The organism is Enterobacter sp. GD03975, from assembly GCF_029838645.1.
Lineage (GTDB): Bacteria > Pseudomonadota > Gammaproteobacteria > Enterobacterales > Enterobacteriaceae > Enterobacter > Enterobacter quasihormaechei.
The window spans coordinates 38924-60295 of record NZ_JAOBZC010000016.1 but is presented as its reverse complement, the minus strand read 5'-3'; the positions used below and the strand labels follow the sequence as shown (position 1 = coordinate 60295).

At 57.0% G+C, this 21372-nt stretch carries 24 protein-coding genes; 18 read left to right on the top strand and 6 right to left on the bottom strand.

Annotation, left to right across the window (positions count from 1 at the left end; all coding sequences use genetic code 11):
- Positions 1 to 66: 66 nt before the first annotated feature.
- A complete protein-coding gene (locus N5C09_RS19555; protein WP_107533615.1) occupies positions 67 to 1110 on the bottom strand; it encodes an aminopeptidase in 1044 nt (347 codons plus the stop codon).
- 237 nt (positions 1111 to 1347) lie between these two features.
- Between N5C09_RS19555 and cysG the strand changes: the two genes are divergently transcribed.
- The 13 genes from cysG to rpoS all read left to right on the top strand — a co-directional run bounded on the left by cysG (position 1348) and on the right by rpoS (position 12350).
- Complete coding sequence (gene cysG, locus N5C09_RS19550) at positions 1348 to 2706, top strand: siroheme synthase CysG (RefSeq protein ID WP_279749706.1); 1359 nt, start codon at positions 1348 to 1350, stop codon at positions 2704 to 2706.
- 9 nt (positions 2707 to 2715) lie between these two features.
- Positions 2716 to 3624: a sulfate adenylyltransferase subunit CysD gene (gene cysD, locus N5C09_RS19545; protein WP_008499613.1), complete on the top strand. Its 909-nt coding sequence runs from the start codon at positions 2716 to 2718 to the stop codon at positions 3622 to 3624.
- A 9-nt stretch (positions 3625 to 3633) separates the two neighbouring features.
- A complete protein-coding gene (gene cysN / locus N5C09_RS19540; protein ID WP_193034938.1) occupies positions 3634 to 5058 on the top strand; it encodes a sulfate adenylyltransferase subunit CysN in 1425 nt (474 codons plus the stop codon).
- Positions 5058 to 5663, top strand: a complete 606-nt coding sequence (cysC, locus tag N5C09_RS19535; protein ID WP_063451890.1) for an adenylyl-sulfate kinase — start codon at positions 5058 to 5060, stop codon at positions 5661 to 5663. The genes cysN and cysC overlap by 1 nt, the downstream gene beginning before the upstream one ends.
- A gap of 58 nt (positions 5664 to 5721) precedes the next feature.
- Positions 5722 to 6048, top strand: a complete 327-nt coding sequence (locus tag N5C09_RS19530) for a DUF3561 family protein (RefSeq protein ID WP_063869363.1) — start codon at positions 5722 to 5724, stop codon at positions 6046 to 6048.
- 79 nt (positions 6049 to 6127) lie between these two features.
- On the top strand, positions 6128 to 6439 hold the full coding sequence (gene ftsB / locus N5C09_RS19525) for a cell division protein FtsB (protein WP_003862095.1): 312 nt from the start codon (positions 6128 to 6130) through the stop codon (positions 6437 to 6439).
- Positions 6440 to 6458: 19 nt separating this feature from the next.
- A complete protein-coding gene (ispD, locus tag N5C09_RS19520) occupies positions 6459 to 7169 on the top strand; it encodes a 2-C-methyl-D-erythritol 4-phosphate cytidylyltransferase (protein ID WP_064909830.1) in 711 nt (236 codons plus the stop codon).
- Complete coding sequence (gene ispF / locus N5C09_RS19515) at positions 7169 to 7648, top strand: 2-C-methyl-D-erythritol 2,4-cyclodiphosphate synthase (protein ID WP_063451887.1); 480 nt, start codon at positions 7169 to 7171, stop codon at positions 7646 to 7648. The genes ispD and ispF overlap by 1 nt, the downstream gene beginning before the upstream one ends.
- Complete coding sequence (gene truD / locus N5C09_RS19510; RefSeq protein ID WP_279749705.1) at positions 7645 to 8694, top strand: tRNA pseudouridine(13) synthase TruD; 1050 nt, start codon at positions 7645 to 7647, stop codon at positions 8692 to 8694. Before ispF ends, truD begins: the two co-directional genes overlap by 4 nt.
- Positions 8675 to 9436 (top strand): 5'/3'-nucleotidase SurE, encoded by a 762-nt coding sequence (surE, locus tag N5C09_RS19505; protein WP_006811764.1) that lies wholly within the window; start codon positions 8675 to 8677, stop codon positions 9434 to 9436. Before truD ends, surE begins: the two co-directional genes overlap by 20 nt.
- Positions 9430 to 10056, top strand: coding sequence for a protein-L-isoaspartate(D-aspartate) O-methyltransferase (locus tag N5C09_RS19500; protein ID WP_063451884.1), 627 nt, complete (start codon positions 9430 to 9432; stop codon positions 10054 to 10056). The genes surE and N5C09_RS19500 overlap by 7 nt, the downstream gene beginning before the upstream one ends.
- Before the next feature lie 116 nt (positions 10057 to 10172).
- Positions 10173 to 11297, top strand: a complete 1125-nt coding sequence (nlpD, locus tag N5C09_RS19495) for a murein hydrolase activator NlpD (protein ID WP_063869369.1) — start codon at positions 10173 to 10175, stop codon at positions 11295 to 11297.
- Between the two features lie 60 nt (positions 11298 to 11357).
- On the top strand, positions 11358 to 12350 hold the full coding sequence (gene rpoS, locus N5C09_RS19490) for an RNA polymerase sigma factor RpoS (protein WP_022649182.1): 993 nt from the start codon (positions 11358 to 11360) through the stop codon (positions 12348 to 12350).
- A 51-nt stretch (positions 12351 to 12401) separates the two neighbouring features.
- Here rpoS and N5C09_RS19485 read toward each other — a convergent pair whose 3' ends face one another.
- Complete coding sequence (locus tag N5C09_RS19485; protein WP_279749704.1) at positions 12402 to 12779, bottom strand: DUF4440 domain-containing protein; 378 nt, start codon at positions 12777 to 12779, stop codon at positions 12402 to 12404.
- Positions 12776 to 13978, bottom strand: a complete 1203-nt coding sequence (locus N5C09_RS19480) for an MFS transporter (protein ID WP_107533610.1) — start codon at positions 13976 to 13978, stop codon at positions 12776 to 12778. Before N5C09_RS19480 ends, N5C09_RS19485 begins: the two co-directional genes overlap by 4 nt.
- Positions 13979 to 14087: 109 nt before the next feature.
- Here N5C09_RS19480 and N5C09_RS19475 point away from each other — a divergent pair, with 109 nt between their 5' ends.
- Complete coding sequence (locus N5C09_RS19475; protein WP_279749703.1) at positions 14088 to 14975, top strand: LysR family transcriptional regulator; 888 nt, start codon at positions 14088 to 14090, stop codon at positions 14973 to 14975.
- On the opposite strand, the gene N5C09_RS19470 is transcribed toward N5C09_RS19475, so the two are convergent.
- Positions 14972 to 15379 carry a MarR family transcriptional regulator gene (locus N5C09_RS19470; protein ID WP_063451879.1) on the bottom strand — a complete coding sequence of 136 codons (408 nt, stop codon included), beginning with the start codon at positions 15377 to 15379 and terminating at the stop codon, positions 14972 to 14974. The two genes, N5C09_RS19475 and N5C09_RS19470, sit on opposite strands and share 4 nt — an antisense overlap.
- Before the next feature lie 172 nt (positions 15380 to 15551).
- Between N5C09_RS19470 and N5C09_RS19465 the strand changes: the two genes are divergently transcribed.
- The 3 genes from N5C09_RS19465 to N5C09_RS19455 are packed head-to-tail and all read left to right on the top strand — an operon-like array spanning position 15552 to position 17803.
- The gene (locus tag N5C09_RS19465; protein WP_063451878.1) at positions 15552 to 16154 is read left to right on the top strand and encodes a non-oxidative hydroxyarylic acid decarboxylases subunit B; all 603 of its coding nucleotides are present in this window, start codon (positions 15552 to 15554) and stop codon (positions 16152 to 16154) included.
- The gene (locus N5C09_RS19460; protein ID WP_063451877.1) at positions 16144 to 17571 is read left to right on the top strand and encodes a non-oxidative hydroxyarylic acid decarboxylases subunit C; all 1428 of its coding nucleotides are present in this window, start codon (positions 16144 to 16146) and stop codon (positions 17569 to 17571) included. Before N5C09_RS19465 ends, N5C09_RS19460 begins: the two co-directional genes overlap by 11 nt.
- A 10-nt stretch (positions 17572 to 17581) precedes the next feature.
- Positions 17582 to 17803 carry a non-oxidative hydroxyarylic acid decarboxylases subunit D gene (locus N5C09_RS19455; RefSeq protein WP_033146398.1) on the top strand — a complete coding sequence of 74 codons (222 nt, stop codon included), beginning with the start codon at positions 17582 to 17584 and terminating at the stop codon, positions 17801 to 17803.
- A gap of 141 nt (positions 17804 to 17944) precedes the next feature.
- On the opposite strand, the gene mutS is transcribed toward N5C09_RS19455, so the two are convergent.
- Both mutS and N5C09_RS19445 read right to left on the bottom strand, forming a co-directional pair.
- Complete coding sequence (gene mutS / locus N5C09_RS19450) at positions 17945 to 20506, bottom strand: DNA mismatch repair protein MutS (RefSeq protein WP_107533607.1); 2562 nt, start codon at positions 20504 to 20506, stop codon at positions 17945 to 17947.
- Between the two features lie 113 nt (positions 20507 to 20619).
- Positions 20620 to 20850 carry a SymE family type I addiction module toxin gene (locus N5C09_RS19445; RefSeq protein ID WP_063869382.1) on the bottom strand — a complete coding sequence of 77 codons (231 nt, stop codon included), beginning with the start codon at positions 20848 to 20850 and terminating at the stop codon, positions 20620 to 20622.
- Positions 20851 to 21024: 174 nt separating this feature from the next.
- Here N5C09_RS19445 and N5C09_RS19440 point away from each other — a divergent pair, with 174 nt between their 5' ends.
- Entirely contained in the window at positions 21025 to 21369 is a 345-nt protein-coding gene (locus N5C09_RS19440) for a nitrous oxide-stimulated promoter family protein (RefSeq protein WP_063452023.1), read from the top strand.
- The last annotated feature ends 3 nt before the right edge of the window (positions 21370 to 21372 follow it).

Sequence of the window (21372 nt, the reverse complement as noted above, 5' to 3'; positions counted from 1 at the left end):
TACCGGGCCTATAACGGCACGAAACGTAGGCCCGGTAAGGCGTAGCCGCCACCGGGCTTAACGACATCAGGCTTTGCCCGCTTTCGCCAGCTCCTTCACCAGCGGCAGCATCACTTTCACGACATCCCGGCTGCGGTGCTCAATCCGCTGCGGCAGCGTTTTATCAATGTGCTGCTGATTATCCAGCCGCACGTCATGCCAGCTGGTCCCGTTCGGGAACGCCTTTGATTTGGCGCGCTGCTGATAGCCGTCCTTTTTGCCCAGCGTCCAGTTCGTCGCCTCGACGTACAGCACCGGGATGCCGGCCTTATCAAACACTTCACCGTCATTACAGCAGCCCGTGCCTTTTGGATAATCCGGGTTACCGCCCGGGTTTGTCGCGGCATAGACGCCATGCGAACGGGCAAGCGCCAGCGCGCGGTCGCGGGTGAGTTTACGCACGCTGCTCGGCGTGCTCTGTCCGCTATTAAAATAGAGCTTATCGCCCACGATCAGATTATCGAGGTTAATCACCAGCAGCGTATTTTTCTTCTCCGCAGGGCTCATACGTTTGAGGAGATTCTCAGCGCCGAGTTTTCCTTCTTCTTCGCCGCTGGTCGCCACAAAGCGAATGCTGTATTCCGTTGGAATATTCTTCAGGCGTTCGGCCAGCTCAAGCATGACGCCCAGCCCTGCCGCATTGTCATCCAGCCCCTGAAGCGTCAACCCGCCGAGGTTATTGTCAATATCGGCGTCGCTCATCGGGGCGTAGGTATCAAGATGCGCCATGATGATAATCTGCTCAGCCGCTTTCCCCTCATGCGCCGCAATCACCGTGCTACCGGTCACGTTATGCCAGTTTTGCGTTTTATTCCGTGAGGTAAAGATGTAGCGGCTGTGAAAAGCGCGAATGTTGCTTTCGTAGCCCATATCCGCAAACTGCTGACGAATATAGTCTGCCGAGAGCATCTCGGCTGGGGTGCCTGTCATGCGGCCCGGAAAGACAGTCGCAATATGCCGCGCCTGCATACTGGCTATTTCACCGTAAGATTGATTTTTTGCCTGAGCCGGAAGGATAAAGCAAACGCCGAGCGCCAGGGCAACGAATCGGTGGCGCATTGCGGAAAACATAGTGAGTCCTTAAAAACAGAGCAAAATTTTAACCCGCATAGTATGAAACTGTGATCGGGTAGACACAATTTGAATTGCTCTTAAATGCCCGAAATTTCGCGTGTTAAGCACTTTTTGATATTTGCTTTTCCACGGCGTTATTCCATTGAGTAACTACTCATTCCAATTCGTAATTTCATTCGATCTAAGCCGCCCCCTATAGTCCCCTTATTCCTTGTTGTTAGCGAGTTGTTGCCTGTGGACTATCTCCCCCTTTTTGCCGCCCTGAAAGACCGACCGGTACTGGTTGTCGGGACGGGTGAAATTGCCGATCGCAAAATCGCGTTTTTGCAGCGCGCAGGGGCGCAGGTGCAGGTCGTAGAAGAGGCGGATTTTGAAGCGTCACAGATAGACAGCGTAGTGCTGGTCATTGCGGCAACCGAAGATCGGGCGCTCAATCGCCGCATCTCCGACGCCGCCCAGGCCCGTCACCGTCTGGTTAACGTGGTAGACGACCAGCCGCTGTGTTCATTTATCTTCCCGTCGATTGTTGATCGCTCGCCGCTGCTGGTGGCGATCTCCTCCGGCGGTACCGCACCGGTGCTGGCGCGCGTGCTGCGGGAAAAAATCGAAGCGCTGCTGCCAACCAGCCTCGGACGCATGGCGGAGAAAGCCAGCTACTGGCGCAGCCACCTGAAAACCCGTCTCACCAGCGTGGCGGAACGCCGCCGCTTCTGGGAGCGCGTTTTTCGCGGACGCTTTGCCAGCCTGATGCATGCCGGCAACGAGACGGCGGCGCAGCAAGTCCTCGAGGATGAGCTGGATAACCACGGCAGTACGGGCGGGGAGATCATTCTGGTGGGCGCCGGGCCGGGCGATGCCGGGCTGCTGACGCTGCGTGGCCTCCAGGTGCTTCAGGATGCGGACGTAGTGTTCTACGACCATCTGGTCACCGACGGCATCCGCGAGCTGATCCGCCGGGACGCGGAGCAAATTTGCGTCGGCAAACGCGCCGGCGAGCACTCCGTCCCGCAGCACGACACTAACCAGATGCTGATTGCCGCCGCGAAAGCGGGCAAGACCGTGGTGCGCCTGAAAGGGGGTGACCCATTTATCTTCGGACGTGGTGGCGAAGAATTGCAGGCGGCAGCCGAAGCGGGCGTTCCGTTTCAGGTGGTCCCCGGCATTACGGCGGCATCTGCCGTCACGGCCTATGCCGGTATTCCGCTGACCCATCGCGATTACGCCCAGAGCGTAACCTTCGTGACCGGGCACTATAAAGCCGACAGCACGCCGTTTGACTGGTCGCATCTGGCCCAGAGTCGACAAACGCTGGCGATTTATATGGGCACGATGAAGGCGGCAGACATCAGCGAACAGCTTATTCAGCACGGTCGCGATGCGACGACGCCGGTAGCCGTGATTTCCCGCGGAACACGCGTCGATCAGCACGTCGCTATCGGCACATTACAAGACCTTGCAACCCTGGCGAAAGATGCCCCGATGCCCGCCCTGATCGTGGTGGGAGAAGTGGTGCAGCTGCACAGCACGCTCGCCTGGTTCCAGCACACAACCGACACAGAAGGCTTCGGGTCTTCTGTTATCAATTTGGCTTAAGGAACGGTTATGGACCAAAAACGACTGACTCACCTGCGGCAGCTTGAAGCGGAAAGTATCCATATTATCCGCGAAGTGGCCGCCGAGTTTTCTAACCCGGTGATGATGTATTCCATCGGTAAAGATTCCAGCGTCATGCTGCACCTGGCGCGTAAAGCGTTTTATCCGGGCACGCTGCCGTTCCCGCTGCTGCACGTGGATACCGGCTGGAAATTCCGCGAGATGTACGAGTTCCGCGACCGTACCGCCAAAGCCTACGGCTGCGAGCTGCTGGTGCACAAAAACCCCGAAGGGGTGGCGATGGGCATTAACCCGTTCGTGCACGGCAGCGCCAAGCATACCGACATCATGAAAACCGAAGGGCTGAAGCAGGCGCTGAATAAATATGGTTTCGACGCGGCCTTCGGCGGCGCGCGCCGCGACGAGGAGAAATCCCGCGCCAAGGAGCGAATCTACTCCTTCCGTGACCGCTTCCACCGCTGGGACCCGAAAAACCAGCGCCCGGAGCTGTGGCACAACTACAACGGCCAGATCAACAAGGGCGAAAGCATTCGCGTCTTCCCGCTCTCCAACTGGACCGAGCTGGATATCTGGCAGTACATCTATCTGGAAAATATTGAAATCGTTCCGCTGTATCTGGCCGCCGAGCGCCCGGTGCTGGAGCGCGACGGCATGCTGATGATGATCGACGACGATCGTATTGATTTACAGCCGGGCGAAGTGATCAAGAAGCAGATGGTCCGTTTCCGTACTCTCGGCTGCTGGCCGTTGACCGGCGCGGTGGAATCCAACGCGCAGACGCTGCCGGAGATCATCGAGGAGATGCTGGTGTCGACCACCAGTGAGCGACAGGGCCGCGTGATTGACCGCGACCAGGCAGGCTCCATGGAGCTGAAGAAACGTCAGGGTTATTTCTAAGGAGCCGCCATGAATACGACTATTGCCCAACAAATTGCCGATGAAGGCGGCGTGGAAGCTTATCTGCACGCCCAACAGTACAAAAGCCTGCTGCGTTTCCTGACCTGCGGCAGCGTTGATGACGGGAAAAGTACCCTGATTGGCCGTCTGCTGCACGACACGCGCCAGATTTACGAAGATCAGCTCTCTTCCCTGCACAACGACAGTAAACGTCACGGTACCCAGGGCGAAAAACTCGATCTGGCGCTGCTGGTGGACGGCTTGCAGGCGGAGCGTGAGCAGGGGATTACCATTGATGTGGCCTATCGCTACTTCTCCACCGAGAAGCGCAAGTTTATTATCGCCGACACCCCGGGGCATGAGCAGTACACCCGCAACATGGCAACCGGCGCCTCCACCTGCGACCTGGCGATCCTGCTGATTGACGCCCGCAAAGGCGTGCTGGATCAGACCCGTCGTCACAGCTTTATCTCTACGCTGCTGGGGATCAAACACCTGGTGGTGGCGGTCAATAAAATGGACCTGGTGGACTATAGCGAAGCGCGATTTGACGAGATCCGCCAGAGCTACCTGACCTTTGCTGAACAGCTGCCGGGCAACCTGGATATTCGCTTCGTGCCGCTCTCGGCACTGGAAGGGGATAACGTCGCCTCTCAGAGCGCGAAGATGCCGTGGTACAGCGGCCCAACGCTGCTGGAAGTGCTGGAAACCGTTGAAATTCAGCGCGTGGTTGAGACCCAGCCGATGCGCTTCCCGGTGCAGTACGTTAACCGCCCGAATCTCGATTTCCGCGGCTTCTCGGGCACCATTGCGTCCGGCTCCGTCAACGTGGGCCAGCGCGTGAAGGTGCTGCCATCCGGCGTGGAATCGGCCATTGCCCGTATCGTTACCTTTGATGGCGATCTGGACGAAGCCGGGGCAGGTGAAGCGGTGACGCTGGTACTGAAAGACGAGATTGATATCAGCCGTGGCGATCTGCTGGTTGACGCGCAGGAAACGCTGGCGGCGGTGCAGGGCGCGTCCGTGGACGTGGTGTGGATGGCGGAACAGCCGCTGACCGCAGGCCAGAGTTACGATATGAAAATTGCCGGGAAGAAAACCCGTGCACGCGTGGACGGCATTCAGTTCCAGGTGGACATCAACAACCTGACCCAGCGCGACGTAAGCGAGCTGCCGCTGAACGGCATCGGCCTGGTGGACCTGACCTTCGACGAGCCGCTGGTGCTGGATCCATATCAGCAGAACCCGGTGACGGGCGGGCTGATTTTTATCGACCGCCTGACGAACGTCACCGTCGGTGCCGGGATGGTGCGCGAGCCAAACGCGCAGGCTGCCGTGGCCTCTGAGTTCAGCGCGTTTGAGCTGGAGCTGAACGCGCTGGTGCGTAAGCACTTCCCGCACTGGGGCGCTCGCGATCTGCTGGGAGGCAAGTAATGGCTGCCCATGATGAGAACGTCGTCTGGCATCCTCATCCGGTCACCGTCGCCCAGCGCGAACAGCTCCACGGTCACCGTGGGGTTGTGCTGTGGTTTACCGGGCTGTCTGGCTCCGGTAAATCCACGGTGGCAGGCGCGCTGGAAGAGGCGCTGCATCAGCAGGGAGTAAGCACCTATCTGCTGGACGGCGACAACGTGCGTCACGGCCTGTGCAGTGATTTGGGGTTCAGCGATGACGACCGCAAAGAGAACATTCGTCGGGTGGGAGAGGTCGCCAGCCTGATGGCGGATGCCGGGCTGGTGGTGCTGACGGCGTTTATCTCGCCGCACCGCGCTGAACGTCAGATGGTGCGTGAGCGCGTGGGGCAGAATCGCTTCATTGAGGTGTTTGTGGATACGCCGCTTGAGATCTGCGAAGCGCGCGATCCAAAAGGACTGTACAAAAAAGCCCGTGCGGGAGAGCTGCGAAACTTCACCGGGATTGACGCGGTTTACGAAGCGCCTGAATCCCCTGAGATTCATCTGGAAGGCCAACAATTGGTAACAAATTTAGTAAGCCAATTATTAGACCTGCTCAGACGGGACGATATTATCAGATCCTGAGACGGTATCGTTCGGGAGCTGTCTTCCCGAGCGATGAGTCACGGTCACAGGATTAGCTATGCGCAACAGTGAAAACTACATTATTACCACCGGGTCGGAACCGTTAACGACCGACGACGAGACGACCTGGTCCTTTCCTGGGGCGATTGTCGGCTTCGTGTCGTGGTTACTGGCGCTGGGTATCCCGTTTTTGATCTACGGTGGAAACACACTCTTCTTCTTCCTCTATACCTGGCCTTTCTTCCTCGCGCTGATGCCCGTTGCGGTGGTTGTCGGCGTTGCGCTGCACTCCCTTTTCAACGGCAAGCTCCTGTATAGTACCCTCATCACTATTGCCACCGTTGTGGTCATCTTTGGTCTGCTGTTTTTATGGCTGATGGGCTAACTTACGGCATAATTAAAACCCCGCAGTAGAGTCCAGCGGAAAGTTATGGGATGATGATGCCGTTTTTTCAGGGGGCAGGATGGGTAAACTAACGCTGCTGTTGCTGGCTTTGCTGGTCTGGCTGCAATATTCGCTGTGGTTCGGCAAAAACGGACTGCACGACTACAGCCGGGTGAGCGATGACGTCGCGGCACAGCAGGCGACAAACGCCAAACTTAAAGCGCGTAACGATCAACTTTTTGCTGAAATTGATGACCTCAATGGCGGCCAGGAGGCGATTGAGGAGCGCGCACGCAATGAACTCAGTATGACTAAGCCGGGCGAAACGTTTTATCGTCTGGTTCCGGATGCGTCTAAACGCAATCAGGGCTCCGCACAAAACAATCGATAATCAGGCCCAGGATTACGACATGGCAGCAACTTTTTCGGACGTCTGTGCCGTGGTGCCGGCCGCAGGTTTTGGCCGGCGCATGCAGACAGAGTGTCCCAAGCAGTACCTCTCAATTGGTGATAAAACGATCCTCGAGCACGCCGTGGCGGCGCTGCTGGCGCATCCTCGGGTGACGCGCGTTGTGATTGCCATCAGCCCCGGCGATGCGCGTTTTGCGCAGCTTCCGCTGGCAAATCATCCTCAGATTACCGTTGTTGACGGCGGCGCCGAGCGGGCCGACTCCGTTCTGGCGGGCATTCAGGCTGCCGGACACGCGCAGTGGGTGCTGGTGCACGATGCCGCGCGTCCCTGCCTGCATCACGACGATCTGTCGCGTCTGCTGGCCCTGAGTGAAACCAGTAAAGTGGGCGGTATTCTGGCCGCGCCGGTGCGTGACACCATGAAGCGCGCCGAACCGGGTAAACCGGCGATTGCGCACACCGTTGAGCGCGTTGATTTATGGCACGCGCTGACGCCACAATTTTTCCCCCGCGAATTACTCCACGACTGCTTAACGCGTGCGCTTAAAGAAGGTGCGACCATTACGGACGAAGCCTCGGCGCTGGAGTATTGCGGTTTTCACCCCACGCTTGTTGAAGGGCGCGCTGATAATATAAAAGTGACGCGCCCGGAAGACTTACAGCTCGCGGAATTTTATCTTACCCGTACGACCTCTCAGGAGAAGGCATAATGCGTATTGGACACGGTTTTGATGTACACGCCTTTGGCGGCGTTGGCCCAATTATCATTGGCGGCGTGCGTATTCCTTACGAAAAAGGCCTGCTGGCGCACTCTGACGGCGACGTGGCGCTGCACGCGCTGACCGACGCGCTGCTGGGTGCCGCCGCGCTGGGCGACATCGGCAAACTGTTCCCGGACACCGATCCTGCTTTTAAGGGCGCGGACAGCCGCGAGCTGCTGCGCGAAGCGTGGCGCCGCATTCAGGCCAGGGGCTACACCCTCGGCAACGTTGACGTGACGATCATTGCTCAGGCGCCGAAGATGCTGCCGCATATCCCGCAGATGCGCGTGTTTATTGCCGAAGATCTGGGCTGCCATATGGACGACGTCAACGTCAAAGCCACCACCACGGAGAAGCTGGGCTTTACCGGTCGTGGCGAAGGCATTGCCTGTGAGGCCGTGGCGCTGCTGGTGAAGGCGGCCAAATGACGGATTTCGATAATCTGACGTATCTGCACGGTAAACCGCAGGGCAATGGGCTGCTGAAGGCCAACCCTGAAGATTTCGTGGTGGTGGAAGATCTCGGGTTTGAGCCGGACGGCGAAGGCGAGCACATTCTGGTGCGCATCCTGAAAAACGGCTGCAACACCCGCTTCGTGGCGGACGCGCTGGCAAAATTCCTCAACATTCACGCCCGCGAGGTCAGCTTCGCCGGGCAGAAAGATAAACACGCCGTGACCGAGCAGTGGCTTTGCGCCCGCGTGCCCGGCAATGCGATGCCTGATTTAAGCAAATTTGAGCTTGAAGGCTGTAAAGTGCTGGAGTACGCCCGCCACAAGCGCAAGCTGCGTCTGGGCGCACTGAAAGGCAATGCCTTTACCCTGGTACTGCGCGAAGTGACCGACCGCGAAGACGTTGAAAAACGCCTGAAGGCCATTAACGAACGCGGCGTGCCGAACTATTTCGGCGCGCAGCGCTTTGGGATCGGCGGCAGCAACCTGCTGGGCGCGCTGCGCTGGGCGCAAAGCGATGCACCGGTGCGCGATCGTAATAAACGCAGTTTTTGGTTGTCGGCGGCCCGCAGCGCGTTGTTTAATCAGATTGTGAGCGAACGGCTGAAAAAACCGGACGCGAATCAAGTTGTTGTCGGCGATGCGCTACAATTAGCGGGACGCGGAAGCTGGTTTGTGGCAACGGCCGAAGAGATGGCCGATGTCCAGTCGCGCGTGGACGCTAAAGCGCTGATGATCACCGCCGCCTTGCCGGGCTCAGGCGACTGGGGAACCCAGGGCGAGGCGCGGTTTTTTGAGGAGTCAGCGGTGGCGGATGCACCGGAATTACAATCATTGCTGGTGCGGGAAAAGGTCGAGGCGGCACGCCGTGCGATGCTCCTCTACCCGCAACAGCTGAGCTGGAACTGGTGGGATGACGTAACCGTCGAGTTACGCTTCTGGCTGCCGGCAGGTAGCTTTGCCACCAGTGTTGTCAGGGAACTTATCAACACGTCGGGTGATTATGCGAATATTGCTGAGTAACGATGACGGGATCCATGCGCCAGGTATTCAGACGCTGGCGAAACACCTCCGTGAATTTGCGGATGTGCAGGTCGTGGCTCCCGATCGTAACCGCAGCGGCGCGTCTAACTCATTGACGCTGGAGTCTTCACTACGCACCTTTACCTTTGAGAATGGCGATATTGCCGTTCAGATGGGGACGCCGACCGACTGCGTGTTTCTGGGCGTGAACGCGCTGATGCGCCCGCGACCGGACGTTGTGGTCTCCGGCATCAATGCCGGGCCAAATCTTGGCGATGATGTGATTTACTCCGGTACCGTGGCCGCGGCGATGGAAGGCCGTCACCTGGGGTTCCCGGCGCTGGCGGTCTCGTTAAACGGTCACACCCACTACGACACTGCCGCCGCGGTGACCTGCTCCCTTCTCCGTGCGCTTGGCCGCGAGCCGCTGCGTACCGGGCGTATCCTCAATATTAACGTGCCGGACCTCCCGCTGGACGAGATTAAAGGGATCCGCGTGACGCGCTGCGGCAGTCGCCATCCTGCCGATCAGGTTATTCCCCAGCAGGATCCGCGCGGCAATACCCTGTACTGGATCGGCCCGCCGGGAGATAAATGCGATGCGGGGCCAGACACCGACTTCGCTGCGGTGGATGAGGGATACGTTTCCGTTACGCCGTTGCACGTGGATTTAACCGCTTATAGCGCGCATGATGTGGTGTCGGACTGGTTAGATCGGGTCGGAGTGAACGCGCAATGGTAAGTAAACGTGTACAAACTCTTCTGGAACAATTACGCGCTCAGGGGATCGCCAGCGAGCAGGTGCTGGATGCGCTCGCTCAGGTTCCCCGTGAGAAGTTTGTAGATGAGGCGTTTGAACACAAAGCGTGGGAAAACGTGGCGCTGCCCATTGGGCAAGGCCAGACGATTTCGCAGCCCTACATGGTGGCGCGGATGACGGAGCTTCTGGAGTTAACGCCAGAATCCCGGGTGCTGGAAATTGGCACCGGTTCAGGGTATCAAACCGCGATCCTGGCCCACCTTGTGCATCATGTCTGTTCGGTGGAACGGATTAAAGGGTTACAGTGGCAGGCGCGCCGTCGCCTGAAACAGCTTGATTTACATAATGTATCGACACGCCACGGTGATGGATGGCAGGGTTGGCAAGCTCGCGCCCCGTTTGACGCCATCATTGTCACGGCAGCGCCACCTGAAATCCCCGCTGCACTTCTTTCGCAGCTGGACGAGGGCGGTATTCTTGTTTTGCCCGTCGGAGATGAGCAGCAGCTTTTGAAGCGCGTTCGTCGACGCGGCGGCGAGTATATTATCGATACCGTGGAAGCCGTGCGCTTTGTGCCCCTGGTTAAGGGCGAACTGGCCTGAGACTCGGATTTTTCCAGGGTTATTAAGGCAAATTCAGCGTATGGTGTGGCGCGATAGGTTCGTGCCATCACGGTTATTTTTAAGTCACTGGTAGTTAACACATTCCTGGGGGATAAATGAGCGCGGGAAGCCCAAAATTCACCATCAGCCGTGTTGCGGCATTATCACTGGTTTCGCTCTGGCTGGCAGGCTGTTCAAATTCGAATAACGCGCCTGCGCCCGTCAGTTCCGTGAATGGAACCAGCGGCTCGGGTAACACGTCCAGCGGAATGTTGATCACGCCTCCGCCTAAAATGGGCACCTCAACGGCGCAGCAAACTCCGCAGATCCAGCCGGTTCAGCGTCCAGTTACGCAGCCTACGCAGATTCAGCCAGTCGATCAGCCTGTTCAGACCGAAAATGGCCGCATAGTGTATAACCGCAAGTATGGGAACATTCCGAAAGGTAGCTATACCGGCGGCAGCACCTATACCGTGAAGCGCGGCGACACGCTCTTCTATATCGCCTGGATTACCGGGAACGATTTCCGCGATCTGGCACAGCGAAACAACGTCCAGGCCCCGTATGCTCTGGAAGTTGGACAAACGCTTCAGGTTGGCAACGCGACGGGGACACCGCTTACGCCAGGCAACACCGTTTCGGCTGCCGACGTCACCGCGCAAAATAACAGCGTTACCCCTGCACAAAAAACCACCACGACGGTTGCTTCCCAACCTGTAATTACGTATTCTGAGGATTCAGGTGATCAGAGTGCTAACAAAATGTTGCCGAATAATAAAGGTACTGCGACTGTTGTCACAGCACCGACTACGGCACCTGTGGTTAGCTCTACTGTACCGACTGCAAGCAGTCAGAATGCCAGCTCGTCAATCAATACCTGGCGCTGGCCAACTGACGGCAAGATTATCGAGAACTTTGCAACCTCTGAGGGGGGGAATAAAGGGATCGATATCGCAGGCAGTAAAGGACAGGCAATCATCGCGACCGCAGACGGACGCGTTGTCTATGCCGGTAACGCACTGCGCGGTTACGGTAATCTTATTATCATCAAACATAATGATGATTACCTGAGTGCCTACGCCCATAACGACACGATGCTGGTCCGGGAACAACAAGAAGTTAAGGCGGGGCAAAAAATCGCTACCATGGGTAGCACCGGAACCAGTTCTACACGCTTGCATTTTGAAATTCGTTACAAGGGGAAATCCGTAAACCCGCTGCAATATTTACCGCAGCGATAAATTGACGGGGCATGCCAGCCAGGGTGTCTCGTCCAGGGATCACGGGTAGGAGCCACCTTTATGAGTCAGAATACGCTGAAAGTTCATGATTTAAATGAAGACGCGGAATTTGATGAGAACGGATCAGAGGCTTTTGACGAAAAAGCCTTAGTAGAAGAGGAACCCAGTGATAACGATTTGGCTGAAGAAGAGCTGTTATCGCAGGGTGCCACACAGCGTGTGCTGGACGCGACTCAGCTTTACCTTGGGGAGATTGGTTACTCCCCACTGCTAACGGCCGAAGAAGAAGTCTATTTCGCACGTCGTGCTTTGCGTGGTGATGTTGCCTCGCGTCGTCGCATGATCGAAAGTAACCTGCGACTGGTCGTGAAAATTGCCCGCCGTTACGGCAATCGTGGTCTGGCTCTGCTGGATCTGATTGAAGAGGGCAACTTAGGTCTCATCCGCGCAGTTGAGAAGTTTGACCCGGAACGCGGGTTCCGTTTCTCAACCTACGCGACCTGGTGGATTCGTCAGACCATCGAACGGGCTATTATGAACCAGACCCGTACGATTCGACTGCCGATTCACATCGTCAAAGAGTTGAATGTTTATCTGCGTACCGCGCGCGAGTTGTCCCATAAGCTGGACCACGAGCCAAGTGCGGAAGAGATTGCAGAGCAACTCGACAAACCGGTTGATGACGTAAGCCGTATGCTGCGTCTCAACGAGCGCATTACCTCGGTTGACACCCCGCTGGGTGGCGACTCCGAAAAAGCGCTGCTGGACATCCTGGCCGATGAAAAAGACAACGGCCCGGAAGACACCACGCAGGACGATGACATGAAACAGAGCATCGTTAAATGGCTGTTCGAACTGAACGCCAAACAGCGTGAAGTGCTGGCACGTCGTTTCGGTTTACTGGGGTATGAAGCTGCGACACTGGAAGACGTCGGCCGTGAGATTGGCCTGACCCGTGAACGTGTTCGTCAGATTCAGGTTGAAGGTCTGCGCCGCTTGCGTGAAATCCTGCAAGGGCAAGGTCTGAATATCGAAGCGCTGTTCCGCGAGTAAGCAACCATTCGTCAGAAAAAGGTCCGTCGTGAGACGGGCCTTTTTTATGCCTTACGATTGCGCCGTTTCGTGCAGCAAACGCCAGGTGATGGTATCGCCTTCCTGATTGAGCACCGCGGTTGACCAGCGTACGTTAACGGGCTGGCCTGGTCGGGTTTGCGTCTCCCGGTAATGAAGCACCGCGCTGTTGTCCCACGTCTGTAGCGTCCTTAACGCATCAATGCCGATCCTGAGCCCAGGCCGGGCTCCACGCTGCGCGTTTAAAAATTGAGCAAGGGCGTGATGGTCTAAAGGTGTGCCACCTGGCGTTACCATCAGAAAGTCCGGGTGGAAACGGGCGAGCAGGGCATCGGGATCGCCTTTGCCTTCACCTAACCAGTTTTCAAGTGCGACGTGGATGTCGAAGATCTCTTGTTCGAAATGCGTCATGGTTGCTCCTGTTGCAGATGCGCAAGCAGCTGCGCGTTGTTAAGACGACAGACGTACAGTATGGGCAGCAGGGTGATGGCTGCGGCAAAAATAAACATCCCGTGCCAGGCGGCCAGCGGCGCGATATTCGCCTGCATGGTGCTCAGCACCTGAGCCAGCAGCAGGGCGCCCATAAAAAAGCTCAGCTGACGATTCAGATTCCACAGCGCGCTGGCATCTGGCATATCTTCCCGCCGCACCGTCAAAAACGCGCTGCTCTGAGCCGTGCTGCTACACAGGCTTCCCCCGGCTCCCATCAGCGCAAACGCAACGGCAGGTAACAGCATTGCCGAGGTGACGTTAATTAAAAGCAGAATGCCCGCCGCCTGCAAAAGGCAACCGATGACCACCAGCGGCCGGGGGCCGATACGGTTGAAATAGCGTCCTGTCGCGGTGATAGCCAAAAATGAGGCCACAGACCACGGCAGCATAAGCATCCCCGTTGCGGCGGGTGTCATATTGGCCTCGTTCTGGAGGTAATACATGCCCGTTACGTTTACGCCAATAAAGATGCCGGGTACGCACACATAGATGAGCATGGATAAGCGCAAAAGCGGATCCGCCAGCAAAGACAGATTTACTCTCCTGGTGGTTTTTATCGGTGACACTTCTGTTTTAAGCCACGCGCAGGCCAAAACAAAGGTAACGATGGCGACGGGCAGGGTGGCAAAAAATATCCAGCGCCAGCTTAATGTCTGAACCAGCATGCCGCCCACAGCCGGTGAGCAGGCCGGGGCAAGCAGTGCGACCAGCATCACCGCCGAGGAGAGTCTGGCCCGCTCGTGAGGCTTAAACTGTTGCCAGGTCAGCGCCTGGCCAACCGGGATCAGTAAACCGCCTCCGGCCCCCTGCGCTACTCGCCATGCAATCAGACTTTCCAGCGAAGAGGAGAGACCCGCCGCAACGGAAGCCGCGCTAAAGAGGGCCAGCGAGAGCAGGATAACGCGCTTCGGCCCGACGCGGCGCGTCAGGATGCTGCTGAAAGGGATGACTAACGTCAGCCCGGCAATGTATCCGTTACTGACCCAGGCAAGCGCAGATGGCGTGGTATTAAACGCGTGGGCCATTGCCGGAAAGGCGACGCTGGCAATAAACATGTTTATCAAATCAAGGAAAAAGCCGAGCAGAAAGACAACGGCGATTTTGCTGCGATACGTCATGGAAGTTCCTCCGGTGAGGTGGCGTATCGTATCGGCCCCGGCGTTACGGATAAACGCGACAAAGCACGATATACTGTCAACATTATTTTGACAGTAAGCCAGGCAAGCGATGCTTAATCTACAGCGAACGGCGATGTTTATCGCCGTAGCGGACACCGGCAGTTTCACCGCCGCGGCGGAGGCGATGGGGCTGACAAAAGCGGTGGTCAGTTTCCATATTCGTCAGCTTGAAGAGGAGCTGGGTGTAACTCTGCTGCTGCGATCCACCCGTCGCCTGACGCTGACCGAGGCAGGAAGGCTTTTTCATCAGCGAAGCGTGATGCTGTTAAGGGATGCCGAGCGATTGCAGGATGACGTTCGCGCCAACCATGCCGGGCTGACGGGAGAACTGCGGATCACTACCACGCCTGAGTATGGCTCGCACGTTGTGGTGCCTTTGCTGGCTGAATTTAGCCAGCAGCATCCAGACCTTCGCGTGCGGCATGTCTCGTCCTCTGTGCATGCCGATCTTATCGCGGAGCGCTTCGATGTCGCTATTCGGCTGGGTACGCTTGCCGATTCGCGCTATCACGCCGCATTGATTACCACCTTCACCATCCTGCCCGTGGCAACGCCAGGCTGGCTGGCAAACCATCCGGTTGAATCGCTGGAGCAGCTGGCAGACGCTGACTGGATTATTCACGAGCGTTTAACTTCGCCGCTGCGCTGGCAGGTGAAAGGCGTTGATAGACATCCGGTGTCCTTTGAGATTAAAAAAGCACCGCGCCTGTATGCTGACAGTGCCCAGGCGCTGATGGCTTTTGCCCTCGCCGGATGTGGGGTGGCACTGTTGCCGGCGTGGCTGGTGCGAAACGCACTGGAGGCGGGTGATCTGGTCTCGCTGTTGCCTTCGTATACGTTTGCTCAGCAGGGCATTTATGCCGTCTATCCCGATGCCCAGCATGTGCCGGCAAAAGTGCGCACGTTTATCGATTTCATGCGCGTCAGGGCTGGTTAATCGTGCATCATCTTTATGATGAGCGCAACAAATTGCTCTCGTTCTGCGTCGTTAAGGCGCCCTAAAAACGCCTCATCCACCTTATTTCCAATCGGTTTACTGCTTCCCAGCAGGGCCTCACCTTCAGCCGTCAGGAAGACAAAGCGACGGCGCTTGTCCGCAGGATCGTGCTCGCGCCTGACCAGACCGCGTGATTCCATACGGCTCAGCATTTCCGCCAGCGTCGCTTTGGTGCTCACCGCGACGTCAGTCAGTGCAACCTGCTCAATGCCAGGATTTTCAGCTATCGACCGCATCACCGCATATTGTGGCTTGGTCAGCTCGGGTAAAGCGTGCTGCCACTGGGCGGTATGCTGTTGAAAAAGCTGGCGTAGCAGGTGAAAAGCTTCTTGTCTTAACTCCATGAACACTCCGACGGAAAAATACTCCTTCTATGATAGCCGCTCTCGGCCTGAATTTTAACGCGAGAGTTTTTAGCGATAAGTGTGATCGTGTACGAACGATCTTGTCAGGCGCAGGATCCAGGAGTAGTTTAATTAATATGTTCGTATACGAACGAATTTATTGAGGTGCTGAATGAGACTGATTGTAGGAATGACGGGCGCGACGGGTGCGCCATTAGGCGTGGCGCTGTTGCAGGCGCTGCGGGAAATGCCGGAGGTGGAAACGCATCTGGTGATGTCGAAGTGGGCAAAAACCACGATTGAGCTGGAAACCCCCTTCACCGCGCATGACGTTGCTGCACTGGCGGATGTCGTTCATAGCCCTGCCGATCAGGCTGCCACCATCTCCTCCGGCTCGTTTCGCACCGACGGCATGATCGTCATCCCGTGCAGCATGAAAACGCTGGCGGGTATCCGCGCGGGCTACGCCGAAGGGCTGGTGGGGCGTGCGGCAGACGTGGTGCTGAAAGAGGGACGCAAGCTGGTGCTCGTCCCTCGTGAAACGCCGCTCAGCACCATTCATCTTGAGAACATGCTTGCCCTTTCACGCATGGGCGTGGCGATGGTGCCGCCTATGCCTGCGTACTACAACCACCCGCAAACCGCCGATGACATCACCCAGCATATCGTGACCCGGGTGCTCGACCAGTTTGGTCTGGAGCATAAAAAAGCCCGACGCTGGAAGGGTTTGCAGGCAGCGAAACATTTTTCACAGGAGAATAACGATGGCATTTGATGATTTGAGAAGCTTCTTGCAGGCGCTCGATGAGCAAGGGCAGCTGCTGAAAATTGAGGAAGAGGTTAACGCGGAGCCGGATCTGGCGGCGGCCGCCAACGCTACCGGGCGCATTGGCGATGGCGCGCCTGCGCTGTGGTTCGATAATATCCGCGGCTTCACCGATGCCCGCGTGGTGATGAACACCATTGGCTCGTGGCAAAACCACGCCATTTCGATGGGGCTGCCGGCGAATACCCCGGTGAAAAAACAGATCGACGAGTTTATTCGTCGCTGGGACAAATTTCCGGTCGCGCCAGAGCGTCGTGCAAACCCGGCCTGGGCGGAGAATACGGTTGACGGAGAAGACATCAACCTGTTCGACATTCTGCCGCTGTTCCGCCTGAACGATGGCGACGGGGGTTTTTATCTTGATAAGGCGTGCGTTGTCTCGCGCGATCCGCTCGACCCCGATCACTTCGGCAAGCAGAACGTCGGTATTTATCGGATGGAAGTGAAGGGCAAGCGTAAGCTCGGCCTGCAACCGGTGCCGATGCATGATATCGCGCTGCATCTGCATAAGGCCGAAGAGCGCGGCGAAGATTTGCCCATTGCGATTACGTTGGGTAACGATCCGATCATCACCCTGATGGGCGCCACGCCGCTGAAATACGATCAGTCCGAATATGAGATGGCCGGCGCGCTACGCGAAAGCCCGTATCCGATTGCGACGGCCCCGCTGACCGGTTTCGATGTGCCGTGGGGGTCAGAAGTGATCCTGGAAGGGGTGATTGAAGGCCGGAAACGCGAGATTGAAGGGCCATTCGGCGAGTTTACCGGGCACTACTCCGGTGGACGCAACATGACGGTCGTGCGCATCGATAAAGTGTCTTACCGCACCAAACCCATTTTCGAATCTCTCTACCTGGGGATGCCGTGGACCGAAATTGATTATCTGATGGGGCCCGCCACCTGCGTGCCGCTTTATCAGCAACTGAAGGCAGAATTCCCGGAAGTGCAGGCGGTTAACGCCATGTACACACACGGCCTGCTGGCGATTATCTCCACCAAAAAACGGTACGGCGGTTTTGCTCGTGCGGTCGGGCTCCGCGCCATGACCACGCCGCACGGTCTGGGCTACGTGAAGATGGTGATTATGGTGGATGAGGACGTCGATCCGTTTAACCTGCCGCAGGTGATGTGGGCGCTGTCATCAAAAGTCAATCCGGCGGGCGATCTGGTACAGCTACCGAATATGTCTGTGCTGGAGCTTGACCCCGGCTCCAGCCCGGCGGGGATCACTGACAAGCTGATCATTGATGCCACCACGCCTGTCGCCCCGGACAACCGTGGCCACTACAGCCAGCCGGTACAGGATCTCCCTGAAACCAAAGCCTGGGCCGAAAAACTGACCGCGATGCTGGCGGCACGTCAATAAGGAGGAAAAAATGATTTGTCCACGTTGTGCCGATGAACATATTGAAGTGATGGCAACATCACCGGTGAAAGGTGTCTGGACGGTATACCAGTGTCAGCACTGTCTGTATACCTGGCGCAATACCGAACCGCTGCGCCGGACCAGCCGTGAACACTATCCTGAAGCATTCCGTATGACGCAGAAGGATATTGACGAGGCACCGCAGGTGCCGACTATCCCGCCTCTGCTGTAAAGGAAAAGCCCGGTGGCGCCAGGCTTACCGGGCGATGATATTGTGCGGCCTTCTGCCCGGTGGCGCTGCGCTTACCGGGCCTACGGGTTTTGTAGGCCGGGTAAGGCGAAGCCGCCACCCGGCAAAACAGACCGCAGAGAACTAAACCAGACTCTTCAGCCGATAAATCCACTCCAGCGCCTGGCGCGGCGTCAGCGAGTCCGGGTCGAGGTTTTCCAGCGCTTCCACGGCTGGAGACGTCTCTTCCGGGGCCGCCAGCAGCGACATCTGCGTGCCATCTATCTGCGTGGCTGCCGCATTCGGTGACAAACTTTCCAGCTCACGCAATTTCTGACGCGCGCGCTTAATCACCTCTTTCGGCACGCCCGCCAGCGCGGCGACGGCCAGGCCATAACTCTTGCTTGCCGCGCCGTCCTGCACCGTGTGCATAAAGGCGATGGTATCGCCGTGCTCAAGTGCATCAAGATGGACGTTAGCCACGCCTTCCATTTTCTCTGGCAGCTGTGTCAGTTCGAAATAGTGAGTCGCGAACAGCGTCAGCGCCTTGATTTTATTTGCCAGACTTTCCGCACACGCCCAGGCCAGAGACAGGCCGTCATAGGTGGACGTACCGCGTCCCACTTCATCCATCAACACCAGACTGTTCTCTGTTGCGTTATGCAAAATGTTGGCGGTTTCGGTCATCTCGACCATAAAGGTGGAGCGACCGCTCGCCAGATCGTCCGCCGCACCTACACGGGTGAAGATTCGGTCGACAGGACCAATCTCAACCTTCTGCGCAGGAACGTAGCTGCCAATATAGGCGAGCAGCGCGATAAGGGCTGTCTGGCGCATATAGGTACTTTTACCGCCCATGTTAGGGCCGGTAATGATCAGCATTCTTCGCTGCGGTGACAGGTTCAACGGGTTGGCAATAAATGGCTCGTTCAGCACCTGCTCAACCACAGGGTGGCGGCCTTCGGTAATGCGAATACCGGGTTTGTCAGTGAAGGCTGGGCAGGTGTAATTCAGCGTCTCGGCGCGCTCGGCCAGGTTTACCAGCACATCCAGCTCGGCCAGCGCGGCGGCGCTCTGTTGCAGGTCAGCCAGGTGCGGCATCAGGATATCGAACAGCTCGTCATAAAGCTGTTTTTCCAGCGCCAGCGCTTTACCTTTCGACGTGAGAACTTTGTCCTCGTACTCTTTCAGTTCGGGGATAATATAGCGCTCGGCGTTTTTCAGCGTCTGGCGGCGAACGTAGTGAATCGGTGCCAGGTGGCTCTGGCCACGACTGATCTGGATATAGTAGCCGTGTACGGCGTTGTAACCCACTTTAAGGGTATCGAGCCCCAGACGTTCACGCTCGCGGATTTCCAGCTTATCCAGATAATCCGTCGCGCCATCGGCCAGCGCGCGCCATTCGTCCAGCTCTTCGTTGTAACCCGGGGCAATGACGCCGCCATCGCGCACCAGAACAGGTGGCGCATCGATGATGGCGCGTTCCAGCAGCTCGCGAAGCTCGTTAAATTCGCCCATTGTTTCGCGGAGCTTTTGCACCGGCGCGCTGTCGACTTCTTCCAGCTGAGCGCGCAGTTCCGGCAACTGCTGGAAAGCGTGACGCATACGGGCGAGATCGCGTGGACGCGCGGTGCGCAATGCCAGACGTGCAAGGATTCGCTCAAGATCACCCACCTGACGCAGCACCGGCTGCAACTCGGTGTAACGATCCTGCAATGCGGCAATGGTTTGCTGGCGGCCGATGAGCGTTTCGGTATTGCGAATCGGCATATGCAGCCAGCGTTTGAGCATACGGCTGCCCATTGGGGTAACCGTGCTGTCGAGAACCGACGCCAGCGTGTTTTCAATGCCGCCAGCGAGGTTCTGTGTGATCTCCAGGTTGCGGCGCGTGGCGGCATCCATGATGATGCTGTCCTGCTGACGCTCCATGGTAATGGAACGGATATGGGGCAGGGCGGTACGTTGCGTATCCTTCACGTACTGCAACAGGCAGCCTGCTGCACACAGCCCGCGCGGTGCATTTTCCACGCCAAAGCCAATCAAATCGCGCGTGCCAAATTGCAGGTTCAGCTGCTGGCGCGCGGTATCAATTTCGAACTCCCACAGTGGACGACGACGCAGGCCGCGGCGGCCTTCGATCAGCGCCATCTCGGCGAAATCCTCTGCGTAAAGCAGTTCTGCCGGATTGGTGCGCTGTAGCTCGGCCGCCATGGTTTCACGGTCAGCCGGTTCACTCAGGCGAAAACGACCGGAGCTGATGTCCAGCGTGGCGTAGCCAAACCCTTTACCGTCCTGCCAGATGGCCGCCAGCAGGTTATCCTGGCGCTCCTGAAGCAGGGCTTCATCGCTGATGGTTCCCGGCGTGACGATGCGCACGACCTTGCGCTCAACGGGGCCTTTCGACGTTGCCGGGTCGCCAATTTGTTCGCAGATGGCGACAGACTCGCCCTGGTTCACCAGTTTCGCCAGATAGTTTTCAACCGCGTGATGCGGGATGCCCGCCATCGGGATTGGCTCACCTGCCGACGCGCCACGTTTCGTCAGGGAAATGTCGAGCAACTGAGACGCACGTTTCGCATCGTCATAAAAAAGCTCGTAAAAATCGCCCATACGGTAAAACAGCAGAATTTCTGGATGCTGTGCTTTCAGCTTCAGATACTGCTGCATCATCGGCGTATGTGCGTCGAAATTGTCGATTGTGCTCATGGAGTTATGATATCCATTTCTTTGAAAATATTACGCTTTGAGCGGCTCAATGGCCGATTGTTCCTTCTATTGTCGCATGAAAAAAAGGTGCGGCGCAGAAAAAAGTCACGACTTTACGAGGCTTCTTCCGCCATCAATTCAATGACGATTTTCCCGTGCTCGACGCCCACCCGAACCTGAGAGTTGGTGGTAAACCCCGCCTTTTCAAGCCAGTCGCCCTTCAGGCTCAGCGCGGCGTGTACGCTGTAGCGTTTTGGGATTTTCGTTTTACGATCTTCATGGCGTTTTCTGAAGTAACCCACTTTTAAGTGACGATAGGGTTTGGCGATCGCGATCTGCTGCATAGGCTCTCCGGTGAACAGGGCAAAGGTAGTACTTCATGCCTGTATAAAATACCAGTAAAAAGCAGCGTAGGAGCGGGTAATTCTGGAAGGACGATTCAGAAATTGGAATGCAATGACTGAAAATGCGCAGATAAAAAGGTATTATAAATGCACTTTATTGTTGAGGACGACGTCATGTCCGGTAAACGTATTTCACGCGAAAAAAAGACGATCGCCAGAATGATCGCGCTGTATGAACGCCAGTGTCCTGAGGCTTCAAGGGAAGAAGGACATTATCAGGCGCTGAAGGCGTATGCCGATAAGCGGCTGGATAAATGCGTGTTCGGTGAGGAAAAGCCAGCCTGCAAACAGTGTCCGGTACACTGCTATCAGCCCGCCAGACGGGAAGAGATGAAGCAGGTGATGCGCTGGGCAGGGCCACGGATGTTATGGCGTCATCCGATTCTGACTATCCGTCATCTGATCGACGATCGCCGTCCGGTGCCGGAATTACCGGAAAAGTATCGGCCCAAAAAATAATTG